This is a genomic window from Dyadobacter sp., from assembly GCF_039919315.1.
Lineage (GTDB): Bacteria > Bacteroidota > Bacteroidia > Cytophagales > Spirosomataceae > Dyadobacter.
In genome coordinates, this window is sequence record NZ_JBDSFX010000070.1 from 72449 (window position 1) to 98171 (window position 25723).

Annotated in this window: 20 protein-coding genes and 1 tRNA gene; 12 read left to right on the forward strand and 9 right to left on the reverse strand. The window is 44.4% G+C overall.

From position 1 onward, the window contains the following. Nucleotides 1-7: 7 nt before the first annotated feature. From ABIO93_RS19545 to ABIO93_RS19560, 4 genes are all read left to right on the forward strand, one after another. Complete coding sequence (locus ABIO93_RS19545; protein ID WP_348070710.1) at nucleotides 8-775, forward strand: DUF433 domain-containing protein; 768 nt, start codon at nucleotides 8-10, stop codon at nucleotides 773-775. Beyond that, nucleotides 772-1173, forward strand: a complete 402-nt coding sequence (locus tag ABIO93_RS19550) for a hypothetical protein (RefSeq protein WP_348070712.1) — start codon at nucleotides 772-774, stop codon at nucleotides 1171-1173. Before ABIO93_RS19545 ends, ABIO93_RS19550 begins: the two co-directional genes overlap by 4 nt. Before the next feature lie 91 nt (nucleotides 1174-1264). After that, complete coding sequence (gene hemE, locus ABIO93_RS19555; protein WP_348070714.1) at nucleotides 1265-2290, forward strand: uroporphyrinogen decarboxylase; 1026 nt, start codon at nucleotides 1265-1267, stop codon at nucleotides 2288-2290. Between the two features lie 10 nt (nucleotides 2291-2300). Beyond that, nucleotides 2301-2828, forward strand: a complete 528-nt coding sequence (locus ABIO93_RS19560) for an HAD family hydrolase (RefSeq protein ID WP_348070716.1) — start codon at nucleotides 2301-2303, stop codon at nucleotides 2826-2828. Here the strand turns inward: ABIO93_RS19560 and ABIO93_RS19565 are convergent, their stop codons facing one another. Continuing rightward, a complete protein-coding gene (locus ABIO93_RS19565) occupies nucleotides 2829-2957 on the reverse strand; it encodes a hypothetical protein (protein WP_348070718.1) in 129 nt (42 codons plus the stop codon). Between the two features lie 111 nt (nucleotides 2958-3068). Next, nucleotides 3069-4550 carry an arginine decarboxylase gene (locus tag ABIO93_RS19570; RefSeq protein ID WP_348070719.1) on the reverse strand — a complete coding sequence of 494 codons (1482 nt, stop codon included), beginning with the start codon at nucleotides 4548-4550 and terminating at the stop codon, nucleotides 3069-3071. Between the two features lie 549 nt (nucleotides 4551-5099). Between ABIO93_RS19570 and ABIO93_RS19575 the strand changes: the two genes are divergently transcribed. From ABIO93_RS19575 to ABIO93_RS19595, 5 genes are all read left to right on the forward strand, one after another. Next, on the forward strand, nucleotides 5100-5726 hold the full coding sequence (locus ABIO93_RS19575) for a TetR/AcrR family transcriptional regulator (RefSeq protein WP_348070721.1): 627 nt from the start codon (nucleotides 5100-5102) through the stop codon (nucleotides 5724-5726). Beyond that, the gene (locus ABIO93_RS19580; protein WP_348070723.1) at nucleotides 5716-7086 is read left to right on the forward strand and encodes a TolC family protein; all 1371 of its coding nucleotides are present in this window, start codon (nucleotides 5716-5718) and stop codon (nucleotides 7084-7086) included. The genes ABIO93_RS19575 and ABIO93_RS19580 overlap by 11 nt, the downstream gene beginning before the upstream one ends. Nucleotides 7087-7129: 43 nt before the next feature. After that, complete coding sequence (locus ABIO93_RS19585; protein WP_348070725.1) at nucleotides 7130-8263, forward strand: efflux RND transporter periplasmic adaptor subunit; 1134 nt, start codon at nucleotides 7130-7132, stop codon at nucleotides 8261-8263. A 117-nt stretch (nucleotides 8264-8380) separates the two neighbouring features. Then, nucleotides 8381-11812, forward strand: a complete 3432-nt coding sequence (locus ABIO93_RS19590) for an efflux RND transporter permease subunit (protein ID WP_348070727.1) — start codon at nucleotides 8381-8383, stop codon at nucleotides 11810-11812. A 100-nt stretch (nucleotides 11813-11912) separates the two neighbouring features. Beyond that, nucleotides 11913-11986, forward strand: a tRNA-Pro gene (locus tag ABIO93_RS19595). Between the two features lie 108 nt (nucleotides 11987-12094). Here ABIO93_RS19595 and ABIO93_RS19600 read toward each other — a convergent pair. The 4 genes from ABIO93_RS19600 to ABIO93_RS19615 form a co-directional block, all read right to left on the reverse strand. Next, nucleotides 12095-16282: a two-component regulator propeller domain-containing protein gene (locus tag ABIO93_RS19600; protein WP_348070729.1), complete on the reverse strand. Its 4188-nt coding sequence runs from the start codon at nucleotides 16280-16282 to the stop codon at nucleotides 12095-12097. Nucleotides 16283-16629: 347 nt separating this feature from the next. Then, the gene (locus ABIO93_RS19605; protein ID WP_348070731.1) at nucleotides 16630-17766 is read right to left on the reverse strand and encodes an MFS transporter; all 1137 of its coding nucleotides are present in this window, start codon (nucleotides 17764-17766) and stop codon (nucleotides 16630-16632) included. Nucleotides 17767-17843: 77 nt separating this feature from the next. Next, nucleotides 17844-18431, reverse strand: a complete 588-nt coding sequence (locus tag ABIO93_RS19610) for a DUF6428 family protein (RefSeq protein ID WP_348070733.1) — start codon at nucleotides 18429-18431, stop codon at nucleotides 17844-17846. Between the two features lie 55 nt (nucleotides 18432-18486). Then, nucleotides 18487-18819, reverse strand: a complete 333-nt coding sequence (locus ABIO93_RS19615) for a metalloregulator ArsR/SmtB family transcription factor (protein ID WP_348070735.1) — start codon at nucleotides 18817-18819, stop codon at nucleotides 18487-18489. Between the two features lie 108 nt (nucleotides 18820-18927). Between ABIO93_RS19615 and ABIO93_RS19620 the strand changes: the two genes are divergently transcribed. Next, nucleotides 18928-19629: a protein-tyrosine-phosphatase gene (locus ABIO93_RS19620; RefSeq protein ID WP_348070737.1), complete on the forward strand. Its 702-nt coding sequence runs from the start codon at nucleotides 18928-18930 to the stop codon at nucleotides 19627-19629. Nucleotides 19630-19696: 67 nt separating this feature from the next. On the opposite strand, the gene ABIO93_RS19625 is transcribed toward ABIO93_RS19620, so the two are convergent. The 3 genes from ABIO93_RS19625 to ABIO93_RS19635 all read right to left on the reverse strand — a co-directional run bounded on the left by ABIO93_RS19625 (nucleotide 19697) and on the right by ABIO93_RS19635 (nucleotide 22489). Further along, nucleotides 19697-20419 carry a hypothetical protein gene (locus ABIO93_RS19625; RefSeq protein ID WP_348070739.1) on the reverse strand — a complete coding sequence of 241 codons (723 nt, stop codon included), beginning with the start codon at nucleotides 20417-20419 and terminating at the stop codon, nucleotides 19697-19699. A 205-nt stretch (nucleotides 20420-20624) separates the two neighbouring features. After that, nucleotides 20625-21392, reverse strand: a complete 768-nt coding sequence (locus ABIO93_RS19630; RefSeq protein ID WP_348070741.1) for a LytTR family DNA-binding domain-containing protein — start codon at nucleotides 21390-21392, stop codon at nucleotides 20625-20627. Further along, the gene (locus tag ABIO93_RS19635) at nucleotides 21389-22489 is read right to left on the reverse strand and encodes a histidine kinase (protein WP_348070743.1); all 1101 of its coding nucleotides are present in this window, start codon (nucleotides 22487-22489) and stop codon (nucleotides 21389-21391) included. The genes ABIO93_RS19630 and ABIO93_RS19635 overlap by 4 nt, the downstream gene beginning before the upstream one ends. A gap of 265 nt (nucleotides 22490-22754) precedes the next feature. Between ABIO93_RS19635 and ABIO93_RS19640 the strand changes: the two genes are divergently transcribed. Together ABIO93_RS19640 and ABIO93_RS19645 are read left to right on the forward strand one after the other, a co-directional pair. Then, complete coding sequence (locus tag ABIO93_RS19640; RefSeq protein ID WP_244822377.1) at nucleotides 22755-23093, forward strand: PadR family transcriptional regulator; 339 nt, start codon at nucleotides 22755-22757, stop codon at nucleotides 23091-23093. Then, nucleotides 23090-25723, forward strand: coding sequence for an ABC transporter permease (locus tag ABIO93_RS19645; protein WP_348070745.1), 2634 nt, complete (start codon nucleotides 23090-23092; stop codon nucleotides 25721-25723). The genes ABIO93_RS19640 and ABIO93_RS19645 overlap by 4 nt, the downstream gene beginning before the upstream one ends.

Below are 25723 nucleotides of genomic sequence, written 5' to 3' on the forward strand. Positions count from 1 at the left end.
CGGACTTTTGAATGTACTTACAGCAAGAAATTTCCATAAATTGCTATTGACATTAACCGTTCGTTATAGGTTAAACTACACACAACCACCCATCGATTATTTGAAGTCAGATACCGCTGCCATTTTCGGAGTAGGAACGGGGATTTATACTATTCCCGATATTTCGGCCATACTTGGTTTACCACAAGCCAAAGTCAAGCGATGGCTGCTTGAATACTGGAATGCCCGATTTGGAAAATCTAGCGGTTCTGCTTTCTCTGACGGCTCAGGTAGAGATCTTGTAACTAATTTTTACACCCTCATTGAATTTTTTGCATTCTACCAATTGCGCGAGGAAGGTGTGAGTACACAGAAAATTATCAAGGCGCACCAAGTTCTTGAGAAAATCTTGCAAACAAATTATCCATTTGCCAAGTCTAATATCTTTACAGATGGGAAACAGGTGCTATTTGCCGGAGTGGTTGGCGAGATCATAAAAGCCGATGAAACATTACAATTGACTATCAAAGAAATTTTTGAGCCATTTTGTAAAAAAGTGGATTTCAATAACAATCATCTCGCAGAGAGATTTTTCCCTTTGGGAAAAGATCATAAGATCATTATCGATCCTAAAAGACAGTTTGGACAGCCGGTTGTTGGTGGTACCAATGTTTTAACCGAAACAGTTTTTAATCTTTTCCGTGGAGGGGAATCCATCGAAGTAATAGTCGGGCTTTACGATTTGACCGTAGATCAGGTGAAAGATGCCATCAGCTTTCATCGTAATGCGGCATGAATAGAATTTATATTGATGAAAATATCTCTCCGCATCTGGCATCCGGATTACACATACTTGAAAGGCCTAATGGAGATGCATTTGAGGTTTTATCCATAGAAAGTGTTTTTGGAAGAGGCGCCTTGGATGAATATTGGTTGCCAAGAATTGGCCAAGAGAACGGTGTTGTGATCACACAAGATTTGAACATTCATCGTACCCGACGGCAGAGAGAACTATTTGAGGAGCACCATGTGGGTGTATTTTTTCTAAGTCCGCCTTCAAAAACAGGCTATCAGTACTGGGAAATGGTCGAGCAAATCATCAAGCGGTGGCGCAAAATCAAAAAACTTTCCAAAGGAAACAGACCCTTTGCATATCGCTGTACCCAGAGAAGTACCGATTTTGAGAGGCTTTAAACTACTCGTCTTTCCTATTTTGCCTGAAATCTATTCCAAGACCTTACTTAGCAAACTTCTCTTTGACCGCTTTCTGTTATAACTTTGCCGCATGAAATTGAAAAATGACCTATTGCTTCGGGCGGCGCGCGGAGAGAAAACGGAACGCACACCTGTATGGATGATGCGGCAGGCAGGACGGATTTTGGCGGAATACAGGGCGGTCCGGGAGAAAGCGGGAAGCTTTATAGCATTGGCTACTACGCCTGAAATGGCTGCGGAAGTTACATTGCAACCCGTCGATATATTAGGAGTAGATGCCGCCATTATTTTCTCCGACATTCTGGTAATCCCGGAGGCGATGGGATTGCCTTATGAAATGATCGAACAGCGCGGGCCTGTTTTTCCTGCCACCGTGCATACCATTCAGGATCTTGACAAACTGCACATTGCCGAACCGGAAACGGATTTGAAATATGTGCTGGACGCTATCAAGCTGACGAAAGAAGGCCTGGCTGGCCGGGTACCTTTGATTGGTTTTGCCGGCGCGCCTTTCACTATATTTTGCTACATGACCGAGGGAAAAGGCTCCAAGACTTTTTCCGTTGCGAAAAAGCATTTATATGCCGATCCTGAGTTCTCTCATTTACTGCTTCAAAAAATAACCGACAGTACCATTGCTTACCTGAAAGCGCAGATTGCTGCTGGTGCTGATCTGGTCCAAATATTCGACTCCTGGGCGGGAATTCTCTCTCCCGAGCAATACCGGATTTTCTCCTTGCCATACATCAAACAGATCTGTGATGCGATTACCGAAGTTCCGCTCACAGTTTTTGCAAAAGGCGCGTTCTTCGCCCGTAAGGAAATCAGCGAGCTCGACTGCTCGGTAGTAGGACTGGACTGGAATATGGACATCGCCGAATCCCGCGCACTGATCCCGAACAAGACTTTACAAGGCAATCTTGATCCTTGCGTCTTGTACTCATCTTATGATCAGATCAGGGCGGAAGTGAAGAAAATGGTTGGTCAGTTCGGTACGCAACGTTATATTGCCAACCTCGGTCACGGTGTTTACCCGGACACAAATCCTGACAAAGTGCGTTGTTTCATTGAATCGGTTAAAGAATATTCCTCCTAGTTTCAGCCTTATGTCTTTACCCAAAACAAAATGCGTATTCCTTGATCGCGACGGAGTACTGAACGAAGATTGCCCGGACTATTTGTATAATCTGGACGAGCTGGTGATCCCGGAAGGTGTTGCGGAAGGATTAAAATCGCTAAAAAGTGCAGGTTATCTGCTGATCGTCATTACTAATCAGGCAGGTATTGCAAAGGGACTGTACTCGGCTGAAAATGTGTACGCTATCCACGAAGCATTACAGAAAATATCAGATGGCGCACTGGACGACATTTATTTCTCTCCCTACCACCCGGCTCATTCCGGTAATTCTCTTTCCCGTAAACCAGGTTCGCTGATGCTGGAAAAGGCGATTGCAAAATATAATATTGATCCTGACCAATCGTGGATGATCGGTGATCGGGACCGGGATATGGAAGCTGGCAAAAATGCGGGGGTACGGACCATTCACATTGTCCGTGAAAATGAAACTTCAGCAGGAGATTACGCTGCGTTCAGTTTACTAGAAGCGGCAAAAAAAATAATATTGAGCCAGTAATTAGACCCTTTCAGTAGGTACTGGCTGCGTAGTTTTCGGAGTCGAACCATAAGCAGGGCAGGCATGCTTGGTGCAGGATGCAACCGCCAATGTTCCGCAGATAGCGATAAGAAATATTACTTTTTTCATTTTCCTGTTCGTATAAGATTTTGTCACCGCAAAAATATAAAAATAAATTCTTTGAATGAGACTTTTAGTTTGACTAATAACGAACTCATTCAAAGAACTTTATATATCACATCAGATTTTTGTTTCTGCTAATTCCTCTTCTGCTTCAACCGGTTGCATTTCGGTACTCTTGTTGGTATCGGCCACTGTATAGGATTCATCTTTGAAACCCAGGATTTTCAGCATGGAGTCGCTGTGCTGCTCTTCTGCGAAAACACGTGTCACTATCTTGCCGTCCTCATCTTTATCTACCAAAACGTGTTTTGGAGCGGGAATAAGGCAATGTTGAATACCGCCATAACCTCCGAGCGATTCCTGATAAGCACCGGTATGGAAGAATCCAATGTATTGCTTTTCAGAATCTTCTTCAAAAATCGGCATATACAAATCTGCACTGTGCATTTCACTGTTATAAAAATCCTGTGAATCGCAAGTCAGCCCGCCGAGGTTTACTTTTTGGTACGGACTATCCCAGTTATTGATCGGCAGCATGATGTATTTCTGGTTCATGCCCCACGAGTCGGGAAGCTGCGTAATGAATGAGCCGTTGATCATGTACCAAAGCTCTTTATCATTCTGCAGTTTCTTGTCAATGATCTCGTAAATCACCGCGCCGCTTTCTCCCACGGTATAGCTTCCGAATTCCGTAAAAATATGCGGAACAGGTACATTGTTCTTGTTACAGATCCACTGAATGTTCTCTATAATCTCATCGATCATTTGCTGATAATCATATCCAGCTTGCAATGACGTCTGAATAGGCAATCCGCCACCAATATCGATTGAATCAAGTTCCGGACAGATTTTCTGCATTTCACAATACTTGAACATAAAGCGAGTCAACTCACTCCAATAATAAGCACTGTCCTTGATACCCGTATTGATAAAGAAATGGAGCATTTTGAGCTTAAACTTCGGATTCGGCTCTATTTTCTCCTTGTAAAGCTGCTGTACATCATTATACCGGATACCCAAACGGGACGTATAAAAAGCAAAATTTGGCTCTTCATCCGTCGCAATGCGCATTCCAAAATTCACCGTATCCGCAGTTACCTGTTGCTCATAGGATTCGATCTCTTTCAGGTTATCCAATATTGGAATAACATTGAACCCTTCATTGATCAACTCGCTGAGGTACTGGGTATACCGGGGCAGTTTATAACCATTGGCAAGAATATAAGTGCCTTTGGTTACCTTACCACGGCGATATAGTTCGCGGATAATGGGGATATCAAAAGACGAAGAAGTTTCGAGATGTATATTATGCTTCAAAGCCTCTTCCAGCACGAAACTGAAATGTGAAGACTTTGTGCAGTAGCAATACGTGTAGCTTCCTTTGTAGTTATGTCTTTTGAAGGCATTACGAAAAAACATATTTGCATTTTCGATATGCTCCCCGATTTTTGGCAGGTAATTGATCTTTAACGGCGTACCATGTTCCTTGATGATATCCATCAGTGGTACATTGTTGAACAGCAATTCATTATTATCAACGTTAAATTCCATGGTAGGAAACTCGAACGTCTGCTGAATCAGGTCAATGTAGCTTTTCATTGATTTGTTTGTAGCGATGGCAAAAAGTGAATTGTGAGTTAATACTAAAGAACAAAAAGACTCGAAATTTGGTCAGAATATGTGTCATTTCCAAACACCGTTCAGTCGTAAATCATTCCCGCCCCGCATCGATTTATCTGCTTATTTGCCAAGTTCATACCCCAAATAATCCGTTTAATAATTTTTTGATTGACCTTCTGCTAATTGCCTGCCTACTTTTAGAGCTCATAATTATATGTACAGCATCCAATTAGTTACATTTGCAGCTCGTGATTCGATTTATTCTGAAATAAAAAATCTTATTATATTACTATTTTCAATTTTATAAACGCTTCATCCAAACTCCACTTCCCCTATGAAAACACACCTTACTACCCCATCCTTACGCGCCGTAAACAGCTCCGAATCGTCTGTTATTTAACAATTTAGTAACATTTCAAACAGAGGTCTCCTATCTGAAACCGTCGGCCTTCGAAGAACGCCCAGAAAACTTTCAACATTTATAAAGTTTTCTTAGTTTTTTTCATTCGAATATTTCAAATTTGCTCTGTGAAAGAGCGAATTATAAAATCAGCATTAAATCTATTCTGGCGCTACGGAATCAAGAGCGTTACCATGGATGATATTGCCAAAGACCTGGGAATTTCGAAGCGGACCATTTATCAGCATTACTCCGACAAGGAGGCGATTCTGGCACTTGTAATACAAGAAGCAATCACGGCGCAGAAATGCGAGATGGAAAAATTGGATGAGCAGGCAGACAATCCGATTGAGCAGATGATGTATGCTTCCGTGCAAATGCGGGATACATTGTCCGATATGAATCCAACGCTTTTGTATGATTTGAAAAAATATTATCCGGCAGCATGGGAGCTTTTTCAGACTTACAAGCATGAGTACATTATCAAAAGTATCCGGGATAACCTGATCAAAGGAATCGAATTGGGGCTTTATCGACCTGATATAGATGCGGATGTACTTTCAATGTTACGCGTTGAGCAGATTGTAATGGCTTTTGACCCAACGATTTTCCCAGCCAGGAAATTTAACATGACGCATACCCAAATGCAGTTTCTGCTACATTTTTTGAGAGGCGTTTTGTCGGAAAAAGGATTTGAATACTACAACACCATAAAAGATAAATCAGCAATTGAAATCAATACCCATGAAAAATGACCGAATATTTCGCAACAGTTTAGCGCTGCTGGCGATTTTACTGAGTTTTGCGCCCCTGCATGCGCAGGAAGGCAGCTATTCCCTGAAACAAGCCGTGGAATATGCCATCAAGACAAACATTAATATCAAAAACGCTAAAATTGATCAGTCCAGCGCCAATGCACGTGTTCAGGAAGTGAAGGCTATTGGTTTACCTCAGGCGCATGCTACGGTGAATTATACCAATAATCCTGCTGTTCCGCGTTTCTTCATCCCAGCCAAAACGTTCGATCCGAATGCCGCGGAAGGTGACGTTGTGGCAGCCAAGTTTGGTGTAACGCACTCAGCCAGCGCCGCCGCCAGCCTTAGTCAGATTATTTTTGACGGCTCCTACCTGATCGGTTTGAAGGCTTCTCAGACATATAAAGATCTGTCTGTAAAAAATCTGCAGGCGTCAAAGATCCAGGTCGCAGAAGCTGTTACGAAGGCATACTATAATGTGCTTGTAAATGACGAGCGTATCGGACTTTTGCAAAACAACCTTTCCAGGCTCGATTCAACTTATCGTGAAACGGTTCAAATGAATATCCAGGGTTTTGTTGAAAAACTGGACGTTGACAGACTGGAAGTACAACGAAACAATCTCACTACTGAGCTTGAAAACATCGTGAAGTTGCAGGAGGTTGCTGTAATGCTTTTGAAATTCCAGATGGGCATGGACGTTGAAGAGCCGATTAAGCTGACTGATAAGCTATCGACAACAGATGTTAGCCAGTTTGTCGCTGCTAATGAAGAAGTGCTTTCCAATTATTCGCTTCGCGTTGAATACTCCACGCTCGAAGTTCAGGAAAAATTGCAGATGCTGGACATCCGGAATATTTCTGCCGGTTATCTGCCATCACTGACGCTGAATGCTAACTACGGTTACTCTTCTGGTACAGACATATTTAGCAAGTTTTTTACCCAGCCATGGTTTAATCAGGCCTCCATTGCTCTCAACCTGAATATTCCGATTTGGGATAGTTTCAGCAAAAAGAACAAGATCATTCAGTCAAAAAATGCACTTGAAAAGATCAAGCAAAACCAGAAACTGCTGCAGCAATCTATCAATCTTGAAGTTAGGCAAAGCCAGATTCAGTATTCAAATCTTGTGAAGCAGCTGAAAGAACGCCAGCGAAACCTGGATTTATCGAAAGAAATTATTCGGGTAACGCGAATCAAATATAAAGAAGGTATAGGATCAAATATTGAAGTGATCAATGCCGAATCTTCTTTTAAAGAGGCGCAAACAAATTATTTCACAGCACTTTATGATCTGATGATCGCCAAAGTGGATTTGAGTAAAGCAAAAGGTGAGCTTTATGTGGAATCAGGACAATGACATTAACACTAAACAAAATTTGAAACAGCTACTTACCAATATCATGAAAAGACATATTTTGATCATAACGGCCGTTGCTACTTTGCTCGCTTCATGCGGAGGAGAGAAAAAAGATGGCATTGAAGGCAAAAAAGAAGAACTGACCAAGCTGAAAAGCGCGCAGGTCGAAAACGAAAAAAAGATCAAGGCACTCGAAATTGAAATCGCCAAGCTCGACCCTACCAAAACGGTGGAAGCCAAAGTGAAACCTGTTGCCATTGATACACTCAACGCTGCTGTTTTCCGGCACTATGTGGAACTGCAAGGTACCGTCGATGCCAAAAACAATGTGTTGGTCACTCCGAAAACCGGCGGTGTCATAACAGCCATGTACGTTCGTGAAGGCGACTTCGTGAAAGCAGGCAGCGTTATCGGAAAAATTGACAATAGCATTCTGACGGAATCGATAGAAGAGCTTAAAACCCAGCAGAGCCTTGCCAATACAGTTTTTGAGAAACAGAAAAATCTTTGGGACCAGAAGATCGGTACTGAAATGCAATATCTGCAAGCCAAAAACAACAAAGAATCACTGGAAAGAAAGCTGAGCACGTTAAATACACAGCTTTCGCAAAGCAACATTGTTTCACCCATGGCTGGCGTAGTGGACGTGGTCAATGTTAAAGTAGGTGAAATGGCTTCTCCGGGAGTAGGCGTCGTTCGGGTTGTCAACCTGAGTAACCTGAAAGTGGCGGCAAAAGTGTCGGATACTTACGCTGCCAGTGTGAGAAAAGGCGATGAGGTGATCATCAAATTTCCCGATCTAAAAAAAGAGTTTAAAGCAAGGGTAACATTTGTGAGCACGGCTGTCGACCCGCTTTCCAGAACATTCACCATCGAGGCCAACCTTCCTTCGGACAAAGATATCAAGCCTAATATGATGGCGCAGGTTCAGATCAACGACGCTACCAGCAAAAATGCCCTGGCGATTGACCAAAACTATGTTCAAAGCACTGAAAAAGGGAACGTAGTATATGTAGCGGTAGCAGAAGGCAACAAAAAGGTGGCCAAAGCCCGCGAGGTTAAAACCGGTTTGAGCTACAATGGTAAAGTGGAAATTCTTTCAGGATTGACCGCCGGCGACCAGCTGATTACATTAGGTTACCAGGAAGTTTCTGACGGTCAGCCGATCAGTTATTGATAAAAAGAGTGATATCGCCAGGTAATCCGTGGTCAAGAATTGTGAGATAAAATTACAATTCATTCGCTCATTCGCTCATTCATCGCACCGGCGACCCGGTCATTCAAAATTAGCATTATGAAATTTGAAGAATATAAAACCCTAGGCTTCACCAACTGGTGCGTAGAGAATCGGACGACGATTTACATATTTACGTTCATCATTACACTGGCCGGGTTCATGGTTTATAATAACCTGCCCAAGGAGCAGTTTCCCGATATCAAGATCCCTCAGATCTATATCAACACCATTTATTTCGGAACAGCTCCGGCTGATATTGAAAATACGATCAACAAACCCATTGAAAAACAGCTGAAATCGCTGAGCGGGGTTAAGAAAATTAAATCCAATGCATTACAGGACGTTTCTGTGATCCTGGTTGAATTTACACCGGATGTAGCCGTAGAAGTTGCACTCCAGCGAGTCAGGGATGCGATTGATAAGGCTAAAACGGATTTACCACAGAACCTCGACTCCGGCCCTACCGCACAGGACGTTAACTTCTCGGAATTCCCGATCATGAACGTCAACATTGCGGGTAACTTTTCACTGAAACAGCTGAAACAGTACGCCGAAGATTTGCAGGATGGGATCGAAGCACTTCCGGAAATTACCCGTGTGGATATTCTGGGTGCGCTTAACCGCGAGATTCAGATCAATGTTAACCTGGATCGCATGAAATCGACGGGCTTGACATTCTATGACATTCAGACTGCTATTCAGAGTGAAAACATCAACGTTTCCGGTGGTGAACTAAACGTAGAAGGTGTACGCCGGACGCTGCGTGTAAAAGGTGAGTATACCAATGTAGCCGACATGGCCGATATCCGCATACGTACCTCGACAGGCGCCACTGTACGCCTGGGAGATGTAGCAGAGGTTTCTGATAATTTTGAAGAACAACAGGATTTTGCACGTTTGGCCAACAAAACGGTAATTACGCTGAACGTCATCAAACGCTCGGGAGAGAACCTCGTGGAAGCGGCTGATAAGATTGAAAATGTAATTGCAGATTATAAGGAAAATCGCTTTCCTCCGGGCTTAGACGTAAAAATCACCGCCGATCAGTCTATCCAGACGAGGGCAGACCTGCATGACCTTATCAACACGGTTATATTGGGTTTTATCTTTGTGGTAATGGTATTGATGTTCTTCATGGGAGTCCGTGATGCGATATTTGTCGGCCTTTCGGTTCCGCTTTCCGCACTGGTAGCGTTTGTAATGATGCCGATTATCGGACCGATGGTTGGTACAGAATTTACTTTGAACACCATTGTGCTCTTTGCGTTTCTATTAGGTATCGGGCTAGTGGTGGATGATGCCATTGTAGTTATTGAAAATACGCACAGGCTTTTCAATAACCATAAAGACTGGACGATTCAGCAAGCCGTGAAAGCTGCCGCAGGGGAAGTATTTATTCCCGTACTTTCTGGAACGCTTACCACCGTTGCACCATTCTTTCCATTGCTTTTCTGGACAGGTATAGTGGGGGAATTCATGAAATTTATGCCACTGACGCTCATTATTACACTAGGGGCCTCGCTTTTTGTGGCCTACGTCATGAACCCTGTATTTGCCGTGTCGTTTATGGGTCGTCACGATGACGAAAAAGAAGCGCACGACACTAGCTTTAAAGCGATCCGTCGTCCATTGATTATCCTTATCGTAGCTGCCGCGATCGGATATCTGATCGATCGCGGCGTTGGAAACTTCATGGTTTTCATATTAATACTTTGGGTATTTAACCATTACATTCTGACACCAAGAATATTAGTACCATTCCAGGACCGGTTATTGCCATCATTGAAAAATGGCTACCGCAAGCTGATCGACTGGTTGCTAAGAGGTTGGAGACCAGTAGTTGCTATTCTAATCGTATTTGGATTGCTGATCTTCACATTTGTACTGACTGGTATTGTTCAGCCCAAAGTACTCTTCTTCCCAAGTGGCGACCCTGATTATGTCTATGTGTACAATAAATTGCCGATCGGAACTGATGCCCGGGTGACGGACTCTGTGACCAAGATCATTGAAAAAAGGGTTTTTGATGTACTTGAAAAGGAAAAAGCAATGGATATGGTCAATTCGGTGATTGCCAATGTTGGTAAAAACGCTGGTGATCCATATAATCCTGACCGTTCCGCGACACCGCACAAATCCAAAATAACTGTTGCATTTGTTTACGGAACAGAGCGTGGCGGGCGATCATCAGAAGCGATTTTGCGCAAGATCCGGGAAGCTGTAAAAGGAATTCCAGGCGCTGAGATTTCTGTCGAACGCGAAGCCGTAGGCCCTCCAACTGGCAAGCCGATCTCCATTGAGATTTCCGGGGATGACTTTGCTATACTTCAAAAACTAGAAAAAAGCGTGCTGCAAAAGGTACAGCAATCCGGGATCGAAGGTATCGATCAGCTCCGTTCGGATCTTGTTACCAATAAACCTGAGATTGTTATTGATATCAATCGTGAAAAAGCACAGCGTGAAGGCATAAGTTCACAGCAAATCGCGCTGGCGGTCAGGACTGCCCTTTTCGGACTTGAAGTTTCTAAGTTCAGGGATGATAAGGACGAGTATCCGATCATGGTAAGGCTTGAAAAAGACGATCGTGAGCAAATAGAGAAGCTTTTGAGTCTCAATATAGTATACCGTGACATGATTATGGCCGGAGCGCTACGTCAGGTTCCGATCACTTCCGTGGCCGACATTCACTACTCCACTACTTTTAGCCAGATCAACCGTCAGGACCAAAGCAGGATTGTGACGTTGGGCTCCGATGTATTGCCAGGTTATAATGCCAATGAAATCGTGGCGCAAATAGAAACGTTGATCCAGGATATGGAAGTCCCGAACGGCTATATCATTAAAATGGGTGGTGAGCAGGAAGAGCAAAATGCGTCCATGGCATTCCTTGGGACCGCTTTCGGAGCTGCTATCCTGTTGATCTACCTGATCCTGGCCACGCAGTTCAACTCGGTGGTGAAGCCATTCATTATTTTCTTTACCATTCTGTTATCGTTGATCGGGGTACTGCTTGGTTTTATCATATTCAAGAAAGATTTCTCGATTATCATGTCCGGTGTGGGGATCATTGCATTGGCTGGTATCGTTGTGAAAAACGGTATCCTGCTCATCGAGTTTATTGAAGAGCTCCGAGGGCGCGGATACCCGATGCGGGAAGCGATTATCGAAGGTGGGGCGATCAGGCTTACTCCTGTATTGCTGACGGCATCCGCAGCAGTACTTGGACTCGTGCCTTTGGCCCTGGGTATCACTGTTGATTTTGTCGGGCTTTTCCGTAATCTGGAACCGCACCTGATCGTGGGAGGACCGAGCTCCATATTCTGGAACATTCTCGCCTGGACGATCATTTTCGGGTTGACGTTCTCCACATTGCTTACATTGATTATGGTCCCATGTATGTATTATGTGAACGAACGCATTCGCGACAAGTGGTTTAGAAAAGGAAAAGAAGAGGTTGTAAACCCTAACTGGCAGAACGAGACCATCTAACAGAATTCAAGGATTATTGTCTGTTTCAATTTTCAAATTTTTTAAGATTGAAATAGACAATAATCCAAAACATTCCTAGATTTGCAACCCGAAAGAATTACGGGATGTAGCGCAGCTCGGTAGCGTACTTGCATGGGGTGCAAGAGGTCGCAGGTTCAAATCCTGTCATCCCGACATTGATTATCAGGCTTTTAAGTGTAACAACTTGAAAGCCTGTTTTTGTTTAGTCGAGTTATTAGTAGAACATTTCGTGTCAGCTTTTGTATACTTCATCGAATATGCTTAAAGCGGCTGGCCTGTAAACCGTTCCTTCTTGTAATCGTAAGCTTTCCCTAATGCATTCTTAATATCTTCAAGCCGCAAGGGCTTAGATATGTAATAATCCATGCCAGCCTGAATACATGCTTCGCTGTCCTCCCGCAAGGCGTTTGCTGTCATGGCAACGATGAAAGGTTGATCAGCAGCTTTCTGACGGATCCAACGTGTCGTCTCAAGGCCATCAAGTTGGGGCATCTGAACATCCATAAACACAACGTCAAAGCGTTCGGTCATGACCATATTAAACGCCTCCATACCATCTCTGCTGATCAGAGGGGCATAACCCAGCTTTGTGAGGATATTGGTGAACAATTTTTCATTAATCAGATTGTCTTCAGCCATAAGAATGTGCAATGGATACTGCATTGCGAAATCAGTGGAAAGCTTGGGCGATGTGCGTTGGTTGACAGGCTCCCCAGCTTCCCGATTCAGTTTCAACTCCATTTGGACCATCTTACCTAGATCATGATGCCGCACTGGCTTTGTCAAAACAGCTGCAAACAAATCCCTGCGGTTTTTGCCGGTATCATCCCCGACGGAACTGAGTAGAAATAAGGGAAGTGACGGGTACTTCTGCTTGATTTTTGTTGCAAGTTCTATCCCGTCCATTTGGGGCATTTGCTGGTCGGTAATTACAAGGTCAAATTTTGTCCCGCTTTCAAGGATCTTCAAGGCCTGGTCTCCAGATGAGGCTAAACTGGGGGCGAGTTTCAATTGCTCCATCTGCAGCTGCAAAATGCGCAGATTAGTCATGTTGTCATCTACCAGTAACACGGATTTTCCATCATTTGCTGCCGAATTAAAAAGAACATATTGTCTTGTCGCCTGGGTGCTGGCCTCTACAATAATTGTAAAATAGAAGCATGTACCTTTATGCAGAGTGCTTTCCACCCCGATCTCTCCGCCCATTAATTTCACAAGCCGCTGGCTGATGATCAAACCCAGCCCTGTACCACCGTATTTCCGTGTATGCGAGGAATCAACTTGCGAAAAAGCTACGAAAAGTTTGTGAAGCTTGTCCTCAGGAATGCCAATGCCAGTGTCCTGGATGGCAAAACGAAGCTCTATATCCTTGTTGTTCAATGTTTTAGACAGCGTTACGCTTACAAAAATCTCTCCCTGATGTGTAAACTTGATTGCGTTTCCAACCAGGTTGAGCAGTATTTGCCTTAATCGCTGGCCGTCTCCAACAATCTGGCTGGGTACCTGAGGATCAATTTCATAAACGAGATCAAGTCCAATAGCGGCAGCCTTGGCCGAAAATAGATCCAGTACCGCCTCAATGCACTCCCTCAGGTCAAAACTGATCATTTCCAGTTCCATATTCCCGGACTCAATCTTCGAAAAATCAAGAATATCGTTGATTACAGTTAACAAGCTGTCACCACTGTTGATGATCGTCTCGGTGTATTCAGCTTGCTCCTGGGTCTGTTCGGTTTGAGAAAGCAGCATGGCCATTCCTATGACCCCGTTCATCGGGGTGCGGATTTCGTGGCTCATCGTAGCCAGGAACACGCTTTTAGCCATATTTGCTTTTTCGGCCTCCTGCCTGGCCAACTGTTCCTGCTTGTTCTGTATTTGCAATTTATCATTCAGTTCATGTAGCTGGCCCGACTGGTTTGAAAGTTCCTGTTTTTGTTTGATGATTTCCTTTGTTCTTTCTTCAACTTGTTTGACCAGCAACTCTTTTTGCTCTTTCACTACCCGCATACGCAACCAGTATACAAGATAAATCAATCCCAGCGCTAGCGCACCTACTAGTATACGGAACCAGAGTGTCTGCCAGAAAGGTGGCGCAATGTGAATCCTTACCTGCACACCTTCATTATTCCAAAGTCCGTCGTTATTGGCCGCCTTTACCTGAAAAACGAAATCTCCCGGGTCCAGATTTGTATAGGTTGCTTTCCGGGTTGTTCCGCTATAAATCCAGTCAGCATCGAAGCCTTTCATTTGATAAGCGTATTGGTTCTTTTCAGGCATCGTATAATTCAAAGCTGCGAACTCGAAAGAGATAACGGAATGTTTGTAGCTCAGATTGATTTGTTTTGTCTCAATAATATGTGCTGTAAGGGGCGAGTTTGCGCCAAGGGTGGCTTGCTTATTAAAAAGTGAAAAATCGGTCAGGTAAACCGGGGGCACATAATTGTTATCCACCAGCTTATCCGGATAAAAAGTAGTAAACCCTTTTACGCCTCCGAAAAACATCTCCCCATCGCCAGTCTTATAAAATGAATTGCTTTTAAACTCATTCCCTTGCAAACCATCTGCTACTCCGAAATTTCTGAACGCCTTTGTTTTAGGGTTAAATTCGTCTATCCCGTTATTTGTGCTAAGCCATAGGTAACCCTTTTTATCTTCCATGATTCCGTAGATCACATTACTTGATAGTCCATGCGTTTCAGTATAAGCAGTAAAAACTTTTGTTACGGGGTCGAAACGATTTAGACCGCCTCCTAATGTACCAATCCATAAAATACCATCACGGGCCTGTTGTATGGTCTGGATTTTGTTATTGGAAATTGAATTCAGGTCCTTAATGCTATTCTGATACCTTGTGAATGATTTTTTTGTCGGATCAAAAAGGTTTAGCCCCTCGAATGTACCGACCCAGATTTTCCCAAACCGATCCTGAAAAACTTTCGTGACAATATCCCCGCTAATGCTTGTGCTATCCAGCGGATTATGTTGATAGTGTTTTATCCTGCCCGTATTTACATCATAAAATTCCAGGCCTCCTTTCCACGTACCCAGCCAGATCCCGCCATTGCGATCTTGAAAGATATTGTTTACGTCCGCGGTGGAAAGGCTAAAGGGGTCATTGGAGTTTGGCATGTGATGCTCGAACTTCCCGGTACGGATATTGAAAAAATCAAAGCCTCCCATATGATAGGCCAGCCCAAGCACATCTTTTGATACATTGATAATAGATATTACATAATCGTTGCTCGGCGAGTTGCTGTTTGTCTCACTGTGCCGGTAGGAAGTAAACCTCCTGGTTTTTCTGTCAAATACATTTAATCCTCCTCCATCGGTCCCAATCCAGATCTTTTCAGCGTCCGAATCGCCACATATAGCGAGTACCAAATTGTTGCTCAGGCTATTGTTACTGTGGTTATTTTTTTTGTAAGAAGTGAATTTCTTGCCAAAACGCGGAAGAAAATTGACCCCGCCGGCATAAGTCCCGATCCATAAATTGTCAATCCGGTCCCGGTAGATACAATAGACTGAATTGTCGCTGATGGAAGTGTTGTCCTCATCGATATGCTGGATGGCTGTGAAGTTGCCCGTCGATTGATTATAGACGCTGATCCCCCCATTCTCGGTGCCGATCCAAAGGCGGCCGTCGCGGTTCTGGGAAATCGAAAGAATATCGTTATGTGATATGCTCAGAGAATCCGAAGGATTATGCAGGAACGTACGGAAGGACTTACTCTCAGGATTAAAAACAGACAAGCCTCCACCATGCGTGCCGATCCAAATGTCACCAGCCGAATCATTGTACAGAGCCTTAATCCAACTGGACTGAAGACTTTTGTCATCATTTCCTTTGACATAACCTGCATACTTGAAGGTTTCGGGATCAAACCGGTACAAGCCGTACTCCGTACCTATCCAAAGTGCCCCACTGGCGTCTTCAATAATCCTGGAAATATTGGCAGGGGGCTTGTATTTGTTTTTATCTCTATCAACCCGTAAAAATATTCTTTTGGAACCTTTCCGAGGATCGAATAATAGTAATCCATTGCTTGTACCCAGCCATATTCTGCCTTTACTATCCTGAAATATGTCATTAACACTGCGCTTGTTGGAAAAACTGAAATAATGTTGAAAGCTGGCCTTGGCCCTGTCAAACCGGTTTAATCCGCTCGATGTAGCAATCCACAAATCGCCACTTTTATCTTCCATGATATCCTGAATGTAGCTATCATCAATGCTGTTGCTATCGGCTTTGTCATGCTTGTAATGTTTGAAAGTATATCCATCGTACATGTTCAATCCATCATCGCTACCAAACCACATAAAGCCCTTTTTATCCATAAGAATCGACCCAACGTGATTCTGGGAAAGACCGTTAATGGTGGTAAGTTGTCGAAAGCCAGAACCCTGCCCAATCACTAGTGATGGTAGAAAAAGGAGTAATAATAGCCTCATGGAATGATTTTGCTGAAGATTTCGATAGAACGACCATGCTGATATAATGAAAGGTAGCCTTTATTAACCGATATTCAAACCGAATTACTTCGTACTATTTGTGAAGTACTTTGTCGAGCCTTAGCAAGTCATTTCAAGCGTTAACGAAATGACTGCAATAGATTTTCAGTAGTGAGCGAACATAAAATTTTCAGGTCTGAGGGTAGGTTCCGAGAGTGGTGTAGATTGCCCTTGAAATGAATGATACTGGCTATCACATTCATAACGATAAACTATTTACGGCAAATAATTCAAATATTTTACCAACACAGCTACCTTCACCTTGAACCCATGGCAAGGACTATAATTTATATAGCTGCATTCCCTTTGGACGCTCTATGATATACCCATGTAAGAAGTACTAGAATCAAAGCTATGGCGGAAAAAACTGGGCCTAGATGATCGTTCGTCATTAAAAACCCACCAGTCAACGCACCAAATGCCGAACCCGCATCCCTGAAAGTTGCATTGTTTGATACGGCGCGTGTGACGTCGGCTTTCCCAGCAGATGCTGCCCCTGCGGCCAGAGATGCATTAACATTGTAGAAGGTAAATACAAAGATCAATCCTGCTACCACCCAGCCGTTTGCTGCCAGCAGCAAACCTAGACAAATGATTAAGATAGAGCCTGAATATATGTTGGAAAGCCCATACCGATCAGCTGACCAACCTGCAAAAGGCGAAATCAAAAGGGAGCAAATCCGTCGGAAACTTAGAAACCCGGCTGCTGCCGCAGTAATTTCGACAGGCGACCAATCAGGCTGAGCATCTATTAGTAATGCCCCAATTAAAACCACAAGCATTCCTTCCACTGCAAAGGCTCCCAAAAACGCCAGCCGGTTAAAAACAGAAGGATATGATATTTTGAGGCTCAGTTTCCTCCCGGGTGACCGGTCTCTTTCTTTAAGTTTGAAAGCAAAATAAATTCCTGGTGTCGATAGCAAAGCGATTATCACAAATATCGATTTGGGACTAATGATACCAAAAAGTAGTGGCCCAACCAGTAGCGCCAGTAGCGGCCCCGATTCTACAATACTTTGGCTTAAACCCAGCGCCAGGCCTTTTCTGGGATAATCCATCGCGTAGGTAATTGCCGCAACCCGAAGTACAGAATACGATATACCCCATAAGATCCTGAGCAGTAGTAGAATTGCGATGCCAAAACCTGCACCGTAGCCGGCAGTGGCCAGTACGGAAATAGTTACCGCAACAATCACTGGAAGGCGGAAGCCCAAACGGCTGAAAACGCGCAAAATTAGCGGATTTAGCAGAATCCGGGTAAAGCGGTTGATGGATAAAATTGTACCAATCCAGATGATTGGTACATGTATACTCAGCGCATTTACCGGCAGAAATGAATACAGAAACGCATCACCCATCAACGCAAACGTCAAGCTGAAAGACGCATACATAGGTAGCTTCATTTCGCTAATATGATCTTGCATTCAACAGGCTGATCAACAAGTGATTTTCTTCCGGTCTTGCATTTTCAATTTGTAATGCCATCCTATTTTTTGTTCGATTAGCAGCATCCAGAGCCAGGCTGGCAGCTGGCTCCATCCGAGGTAACTAATTCCAGTTCTTGTTTAACAACGGCAGGGGCGCAGCAAGAACTTTCCGCCGACGCTGTACCGCAGCTTTGGTTTCGGGAGAGCGCTTTGCATTGTGTGAAGTCCGGAACGAGGTTAACCGTGAATGCTTCACCATCTGCAACAAACTCACCTGGATACATTTGACGTGTATCGAACTTTGAATTGCCAAATTCGATTTTAACAGTTGCATTCGGATTCAAAGGCATCGTTTTTTCCACCAGGTTCACAATTTTTAGCGCCTTACTTACTCTCATGGAGCGATCTACTTCCTTCACCGATGGCTCCCAGAGCTGCACGATTACCTCTGTCCAGGTGTTCATTTGCCCGCCGCAGTCCACAGATACAATCGGAGCTTGCTTGATTTCGGTGATGTGATAAGAACTATCGACAAACTTGCCTTCTTCATACTGGAATTGAAGGCATAAATCTGTATTTTGTTCCAGGGTGCTTTTGAAATCACCCCATGTCATTGGACCGCGGGTCACCGGACCGCCGGCCGCCGGATTTAACTGGCTCATGTTTCTTATTGGTTAAATGTAATATTACGATTAATTTTTGTAAAAAAATACCCTGCTAGTTGCAGCAGGATGTGGATAGTGTAAATCTATCCAGCAGTGCCCCAAACGCTTCCTGGGCTTCTGACCAGACGATTGGATTAATGCAATAGCAAACCCGCGGCGGGTTGATTTCTCCGTGAATGATGCCGATCCGTTTCAGCTCTTTCAAATGTTGGGAAACTGTGGCTTGGGCCAATTCGAGCTCGTCGACCAGGTCTCCACAAATACAGGACTTTCTGGCAATCAGCAATTGCAGGATCGCAACCCTGGCCGGGTGTGAGAATGCCTTGGCCAGATCTGCAATCCGGTTTTGCTGCTCAGTGAATATTTCGGTTTTCGTAACTCCCATGCTGCAAATATAATGGGTGATTTATTAATTGCAATATTACGATAATTATTTTTTTGTGTAATAAATTCTATCGTATCTTTACGATAGAATTTAAATGATTTAAACTACATGAATCTGATCCATTTGTTATTGCTAACCATTATAACTACTGCTGCAATTATGCCAAGTGACCATCACGACAAAAAGAAAAACCTTAATCCAAAGCTGGCTGTATACATTGAAACGATTAAAGAAGACTTTTCGAAAATACCGCAGGATCGGGTTGTAGAGCTTGACAAGATTGCTGCATTTATCCAAAAGCAAGTAAAAGCATCTCAGCCTGTACAGCTCACCTACATTTGTACCCATAATTCCAGGCGCAGTCATTTCGGACAAATCTGGGGAGCAACTGCTGCTGCATACTATCATATACCCAATGTAAAAACATATTCGGGTGGCACAGAGGCTAGTGCATTTAATGAAAGAGCGGTTGCTGCTTGCGAGAGGGCTGGTTTTGTTATCACAAAAACATCAGAAGGCAAAAACCCGGTCTATAAAGTGAGCTACGGAGCTGATACTGACCCTTTGAAAGCATTTTCAAAGAAATATGACGACGCCGGCAACCCGCAAAGCAATTTCTGCGCGATCATGACCTGCTCCCAGGCTGATGAAGCTTGCCCTGTTGTCAAAGGTGCAGCTGCCCGGGTTGCGGTCCCTTATGATGACCCGAAAGCGTTTGATGGTGCCGAGCAAGAGACAGCGAAATATGACGAACGTTGCAAACAGATCGCAACCGAAACATTGTATGTTTTTTCGAAAGTGAAAATTTAGTAGGTCAAATCGGCCTGTTGTTACTACTGGTACTTACGTATTTTTTTGGTCAGGCGCGATAACAAAATTACGATTCGGCAAAAAGTTCGACCTGGTACCTGGCAATCAGCGATTTCAATGTTCTGCCCGTCCCTTTTATGATGAGTTTATTAAGATTATAATCCGACATATTCAGGCCTTTGGCAATATCCCTGAGCGTAAAACGGCTGTTTTGCTGAATCAGGTCTTTAATGTAGTTCAGCGCCCGGTTTGTCTCCGGATCGTACTCGCTCACCGGCCCACCCGAGGCATTGTCGATGTTCCTGGTCAGGATATTCACTAAAATGAACACGACATTGATTGCAATTTCCTTAGAATAGCCTTGTGGATGAAGTAGTTCGTTTCTTAATAACGGTACCAATCTGGCAACAGAGTCCCTGTCCGTGTCATCACTGATCCGCATCCCCTGAATGATATTCTTGGCCAGAAAAATCTGCTGAATGTGCTGATACAGGTTCAAAAAACTAGTAACCGGCTCGTCTGATTTGTTGTTCGATGAACGGAACAAGCCAAATATGATGACCAGCATACGCGTCTTGGTCGGCGATATACAATCCAGGTCGTGCCGTGGGGGAATCAGAAAAAAACTGTCTTTTTCGTATCTGTACGACTCCTCGCCTAGAATCGCCGTCCCATTCCCTTCTACGATAAATACCAGCCTGAACCGGTTCAGGTACCGCGACAGGTACCCCATTTCATGTGAGTCGCAGCTTACGAGGATAAGCTTGTCCTGTATATCGAATTCCAGCATGGCGAAATCAGGATAAAATTTTAAAATACAATACCACGTCCAATGACACCATGAACGACAAATCGTTGCATAGTCACCGCTAATACACAATTCGCGATTCAAAGGTGTTTTGTAGCAGTCGCATGAAAAAATAAAAGGCGGCCAATGACCGGAAATGGTCGTTGAGTCGCCCTTTCTGATGGAAGAATGATAGTTGTCTTTGGTATTATTTGCCCAACCAATGCTTAAAATCGGCAATCCGGTCGCCACTTACCAATACCTCTTGCCCGATGGAAGGCTGCAGTTCGAGTTGAAGTCGGCCCGCCGATATCGTGTGGATCGTCCGGATGCTGTTCAGTGCCACGATCAAAGACCGGTTGATGCGAAAAAAGTCTTTGGGATCGAGCAGCTGTGATAATTTGTCGAGACTATAATCCATCGCCAAATGCCTTCCTTCATAAGTTTTAAGAAATGTAGCCTTTTGTTCAATCGTAAAATAGGCAATGTCAACCGTTTTGATACTGAACAATTTTGCACCTGCTGATGCCAGAAACCGCTCTTTGAATGGCTCCTGGACGCTGGATTGGTACATGGCTATCAGGGCCGACATATCTGGTACAGGGTTGCTTTTGGGATGGAAAAGCGCAAATTTTTTAACCGCAGACACAAGTTCGTCCGAATCAATGGGTTTTAGTAAATAATCAACGCTATTGGCCTTGAATGCCTTCAAAGCGTATTCACTGTAAGCAGTTGTGAATATGATCGGTATCGTCAGCTGTAAATGATCAATGATCTTGAATGCAAGATCGTCTTCCAAATGCAGGTCCATAAAGATCAGGTCGGGCTTCGCATTACCCTGGTTTCCGAGCCACTGGATACTTTCAGTCACCGAAGTCAAGATCTTAAGAACTTTAACGGTAGGGTCGTACCGGTAAAGGAGACTTTGTAATCGACTGGCACTCAGCGCTTCGTCTTCAATGATCAATACATTCATTGGATCAGGGGAATTTTAACGATAAACTGACCATGCTCCTGATTAACCAGCACTGCCCTATCGATCAGCAGCTTATACCGGTTAATGATGTTATACAACCCCAGCCTGGTTGACGGTTCGGGCAGTTCACGCAGCTGTACCGGGTTACTGACAATCAGGAATTCACCATCGATAACGATTGTGATCGTCAGTGGATTTTGGGCGGACATCCGGTTATGTTTGACCGCATTTTCGATCAGCAGCTGCAATGTCAGCGGTACGACGGAGTATTGGTCCATTTGCTGTGCGGATACTCTCACATCCAGGTTTATTTTGTCTTCAAACCGCGTTTTGAGCAGGAACATATAGGTTTCAAGGAATTCAATTTCGGTTCTCAGTTTGATGTATTCAAAATCCGACTGTTCAAGAATATACCGGTATGCCTTGGAAAGCCGGCCGATAAAAACAATGGATTGCTCCTGGTTTGTCTCCACCAGAGTGGTCAGAACGCTGAAATTATTGAACAGAAAGTGCGGACTGATCTGGTTTTTTAATGCATTGAAATGCGCCTTGATATTTTCCTTTTCCAGTCGCTCTTCATTGATATGTACCCGTTGGAGTCTCTGTGACGCCCGCTTATTGGATGCAAGGTAGTAGGCCGCCATCAGTGCCATGACCGTAATGCTATTGTTGGCCCTCCTCTTCGGGTTAGCCAACCGACTGAGCAATGAAGGCATTTCAAATGTCGTATTGTCCCAAACCGATTCCATCCAGTGCCACAAAATACCGAATGCTGCATTGAACATCACCGCCAGGCCAACGGCGATCAGTAATGTAACAAGCTGGTTCAGAAACCTGAATTCATCTAAAACATCCTCGCCCCAGATCCCGGCAATGTAATGTTGAAGCCATTCCGTTACGATGATCCACAAACTAAAAAAAATGATCGTAATTGTTAATTCGATCAACCACAGCGGGAATTTGTGCAGAAAAGTCGCCTGATCTATCCCCAGCACGTTCATATATATACGAAGGGGCAGGTATATGAACGCCACGCCAGCGCCCAGCTCCAATTTTTGTCTGTTTGTAAGTGGATATATGGATCTTGATTGCGCCATTTGTAAGTATTAATTTCAAAAATATACAAAGTACCCCGGAGAACCTATTAAGAACATTCTCCTGTGTTCCACCTACTTATCATGACCCGTAAAATTCCATATCGATCCATTTTGCCTGTTGTTCGTTTTAGTGCAAATACCGTCCAATACCGGACACTTTTCTTTCTTATTTTTCAAACAAACAGGCCTTCTGAGTTATAAAATGCACTTTTCCGAAAATGGCACGGCATTTGATCGACATTATCGGATTAAATAAGAAACTGTTATGAAACGAACCTTTTTAGGAGAGTTTGAAGAGGTGGTTTTGCTTACCGTGGCCATACTCGGCGAAGAAGCATATGGCGTTACCGTTACTCAGGAACTCGAACAAAAAACCGGCAGGTCCGTCGGATTCAGTACGGTACATACTACCCTGCAGCGGATGGAGGAAAAAGGTCTTTTGTCCTCGAAAATGGGAGGCGCTACGGCTGAGCGCGGAGGGCGCCGCAAGCGCTTTTTCACGGTCACCGCTTTCGGGCGAAAGGCATTGACGGAAGTAAAACAGGTCAGGGAAGAATTGTGGAATGCATTGCCTCCCCAAACGCTTCAATTGATGGGAGGATGATGACGGAACGCCGAAATCCGACCTCCGAAAGCGCCAGTCCCCCTCGCTGGGTTACCAAGCTGCTAACCTGGCTTGCCGACCCGCGTACTTTGGAAGAAGTACACGGCGACTTGCTCGAAATGTACGGTTACTGGCTTCAAACGGGCGGAAAACGAAAAGCAAATCGGCGCTATATGCTAAGTGTGTTTAAGTTACTGCGCCCATTTGCCCGGAGAACAAGATCAACCGATGATTCGAAAATACATTTATTCAGCCGTGATATGATACAAAACTATTTCAAAATCGCACTCAGGAATCTTGTTAAAAGCAAGACCTTTTCCGGCATTAATGTGCTCGGACTAGCGCTGGGCATGGCGTGCAGCTTGCTGATCATGCTTTGGATTAAAGATGAACTGAGCATCGATGCTTTTCATGCCAACAAGCAACAGCTTTACCGGATCTACATGCGGGAATATTTCAGTGGAAAAGTACAGGGCGTGGTTTGGACGCCCGGTCCCCTGGCCGCAGAGCTGAAAAAGTCGGTACCCGAAATTGAAATGACCACTCCTTATGAATGGGTTAGTAGCGAAACGTTTTCGCTGGGCGATAAAATCCATAAACAGCAAACGAATGCAGCGAGTGCCGATTTTTTCAAAATGTTCACCTACAAACTTTTGCAGGGAACACCCGCCGCCGCATTGAAAGACCCGAATAGCCTCGCCATTTCCAGAAGCATGGCCGAGAATTTCTTCGGAAGCCCCGAAGCGGCCATCGGGAAAGCCATTCGATTTAATAATCGTAAAGATCTGATGGTTACAGCCGTATTCGAAAATATCGGCCAAAATAGTACGTTGAAATTTGACTGCCTGCGCAATTGGGAAGGGTTTGTGGAGGATAATGATTGGGCAAAAGACTGGGGTACTACCGATCCCCTTACGTTTTTTATGATCCGTAATGATGCTGACCCCGCCAAAGTAGAGGCAAAGATCAAACACCTGCTGGATAAATATAACCGCGACCAGGGTAAGCCGTTCAAAACGCAACTGGCGATGCAGCCATTTCATGAATACTACCTGAACAGCAACATCAAAGACGCGCACATGGACGGTGGACGCATTGAATATGTGCGTCTATTCAGCCTGGTGGCGGTTTTTATACTGCTCATCGCTTGTATCAATTTCATGAACCTCGCTACCGCCCGCTCTGCTAAACGCGCGAAGGAAGTAGGTGTAAGGAAGGTCGTCGGCGCGATGCGGTCAATGCTGGTAGGACAGTTTATGGGTGAGGCCATTCTGCTCACCATTTTTTCGATCGTGCTGGCGGTACTTATGGTCGCCTTGGTGATTCCGTCATTTAATGTGCTCACCGAAAAGCAAATCACGCTGCCTCTCTACCAACCTTCGTTCTGGGGAATTCTGGCCGGTTTATTGCTGGTGACGGGCTTCGTCGCGGGAAGCTATCCAGCATTCTTTCTGTCATCGCTCAATCCCGTTCGCATTCTCAAAGGCGCCTTCAAGCTTGACACGAAATCAACCTGGCTGCGGCAAGGGCTGGTGGTATTTCAGTTCGGGCTTTCCATTATCCTCATTGTCGGAATGATCATTATCTACCAGCAGGTGGATTTTGTACAACACAAAAACCTGGGCTACGACAGAGAAAATCTTATTTATTTCCCATTAGAAGGCGATTTGAGTAAAAATTACGAAGTACTTCATGCAGAGCTCTCACAGGTCCCGGGCGTGAAGCAAGTATCTCACATGACGTCTTCGCCAGCTTCAAACGGTTCGGGTACGGAAGGTATCAGCTGGACGGGTGGCGACCCGAATGATAAGGTCAGGTTTACGCCAGTTGGTGTGGGATATGATTTTGTCAAGACAATGAACCTTAAATTGGTAGATGGGCGTGATTTTTCCAAAACATTCGCGACCGATTCCACAGGTTTTCTCATCAACGAAGCCGCCCTCAAAGTAACCGGCTACAAAAATCCGATCGGTAAGCCATTGAAATGGGGAAATAGGGAGGGCAGGATCGTTGGGGTATTGAAAGATTTTCATTTCCAGTCGCTGCACAGTTCGATCAGGCCGTTGATTGCCTATCTAGGCGTCAAAGAGCATCATGGCAATGCGATTATCCGGATTGAAGCTGGCAAAACCGTAGAGACGCTCGCCGCTATCGAAAAAATTTGCAAAAAACTCAATCCTACATTCCCTTTCACCTATTCATTCACCGACCAGGAATATGCCCGCCAGTATCAGAGTGAGCAGGTAGTGAGTAAGTTATCCAACTATTTTGCATTCCTGGCCATTTTTATTTCTTGCCTGGGACTATTTGGATTGGCGACATTCACTGCGGAGCAACGCACGAAAGAAATTGGTGTGCGGAAAGTGCTCGGTGCCTCGGTAGGCGGTATCGTGGGGCTGTTGTCCAAAGACTTTTTGAAACTGGTAGCCATCGCCATCGTAATTGCATCACCCCTGGCCTGGTGGCTGATGAACAAGTGGTTGCAAGGCTTTGCATACAAAATCGAGATTGAATGGTGGATGTTCGGTCTGGCCGGTCTGCTATCCGTGCTCATTGCAGTCGCGACCGTAAGTTTTCAAAGCATTAAGGCAGCATTGATGAATCCAGTGAAGTCATTAAGGAGCGAGTAA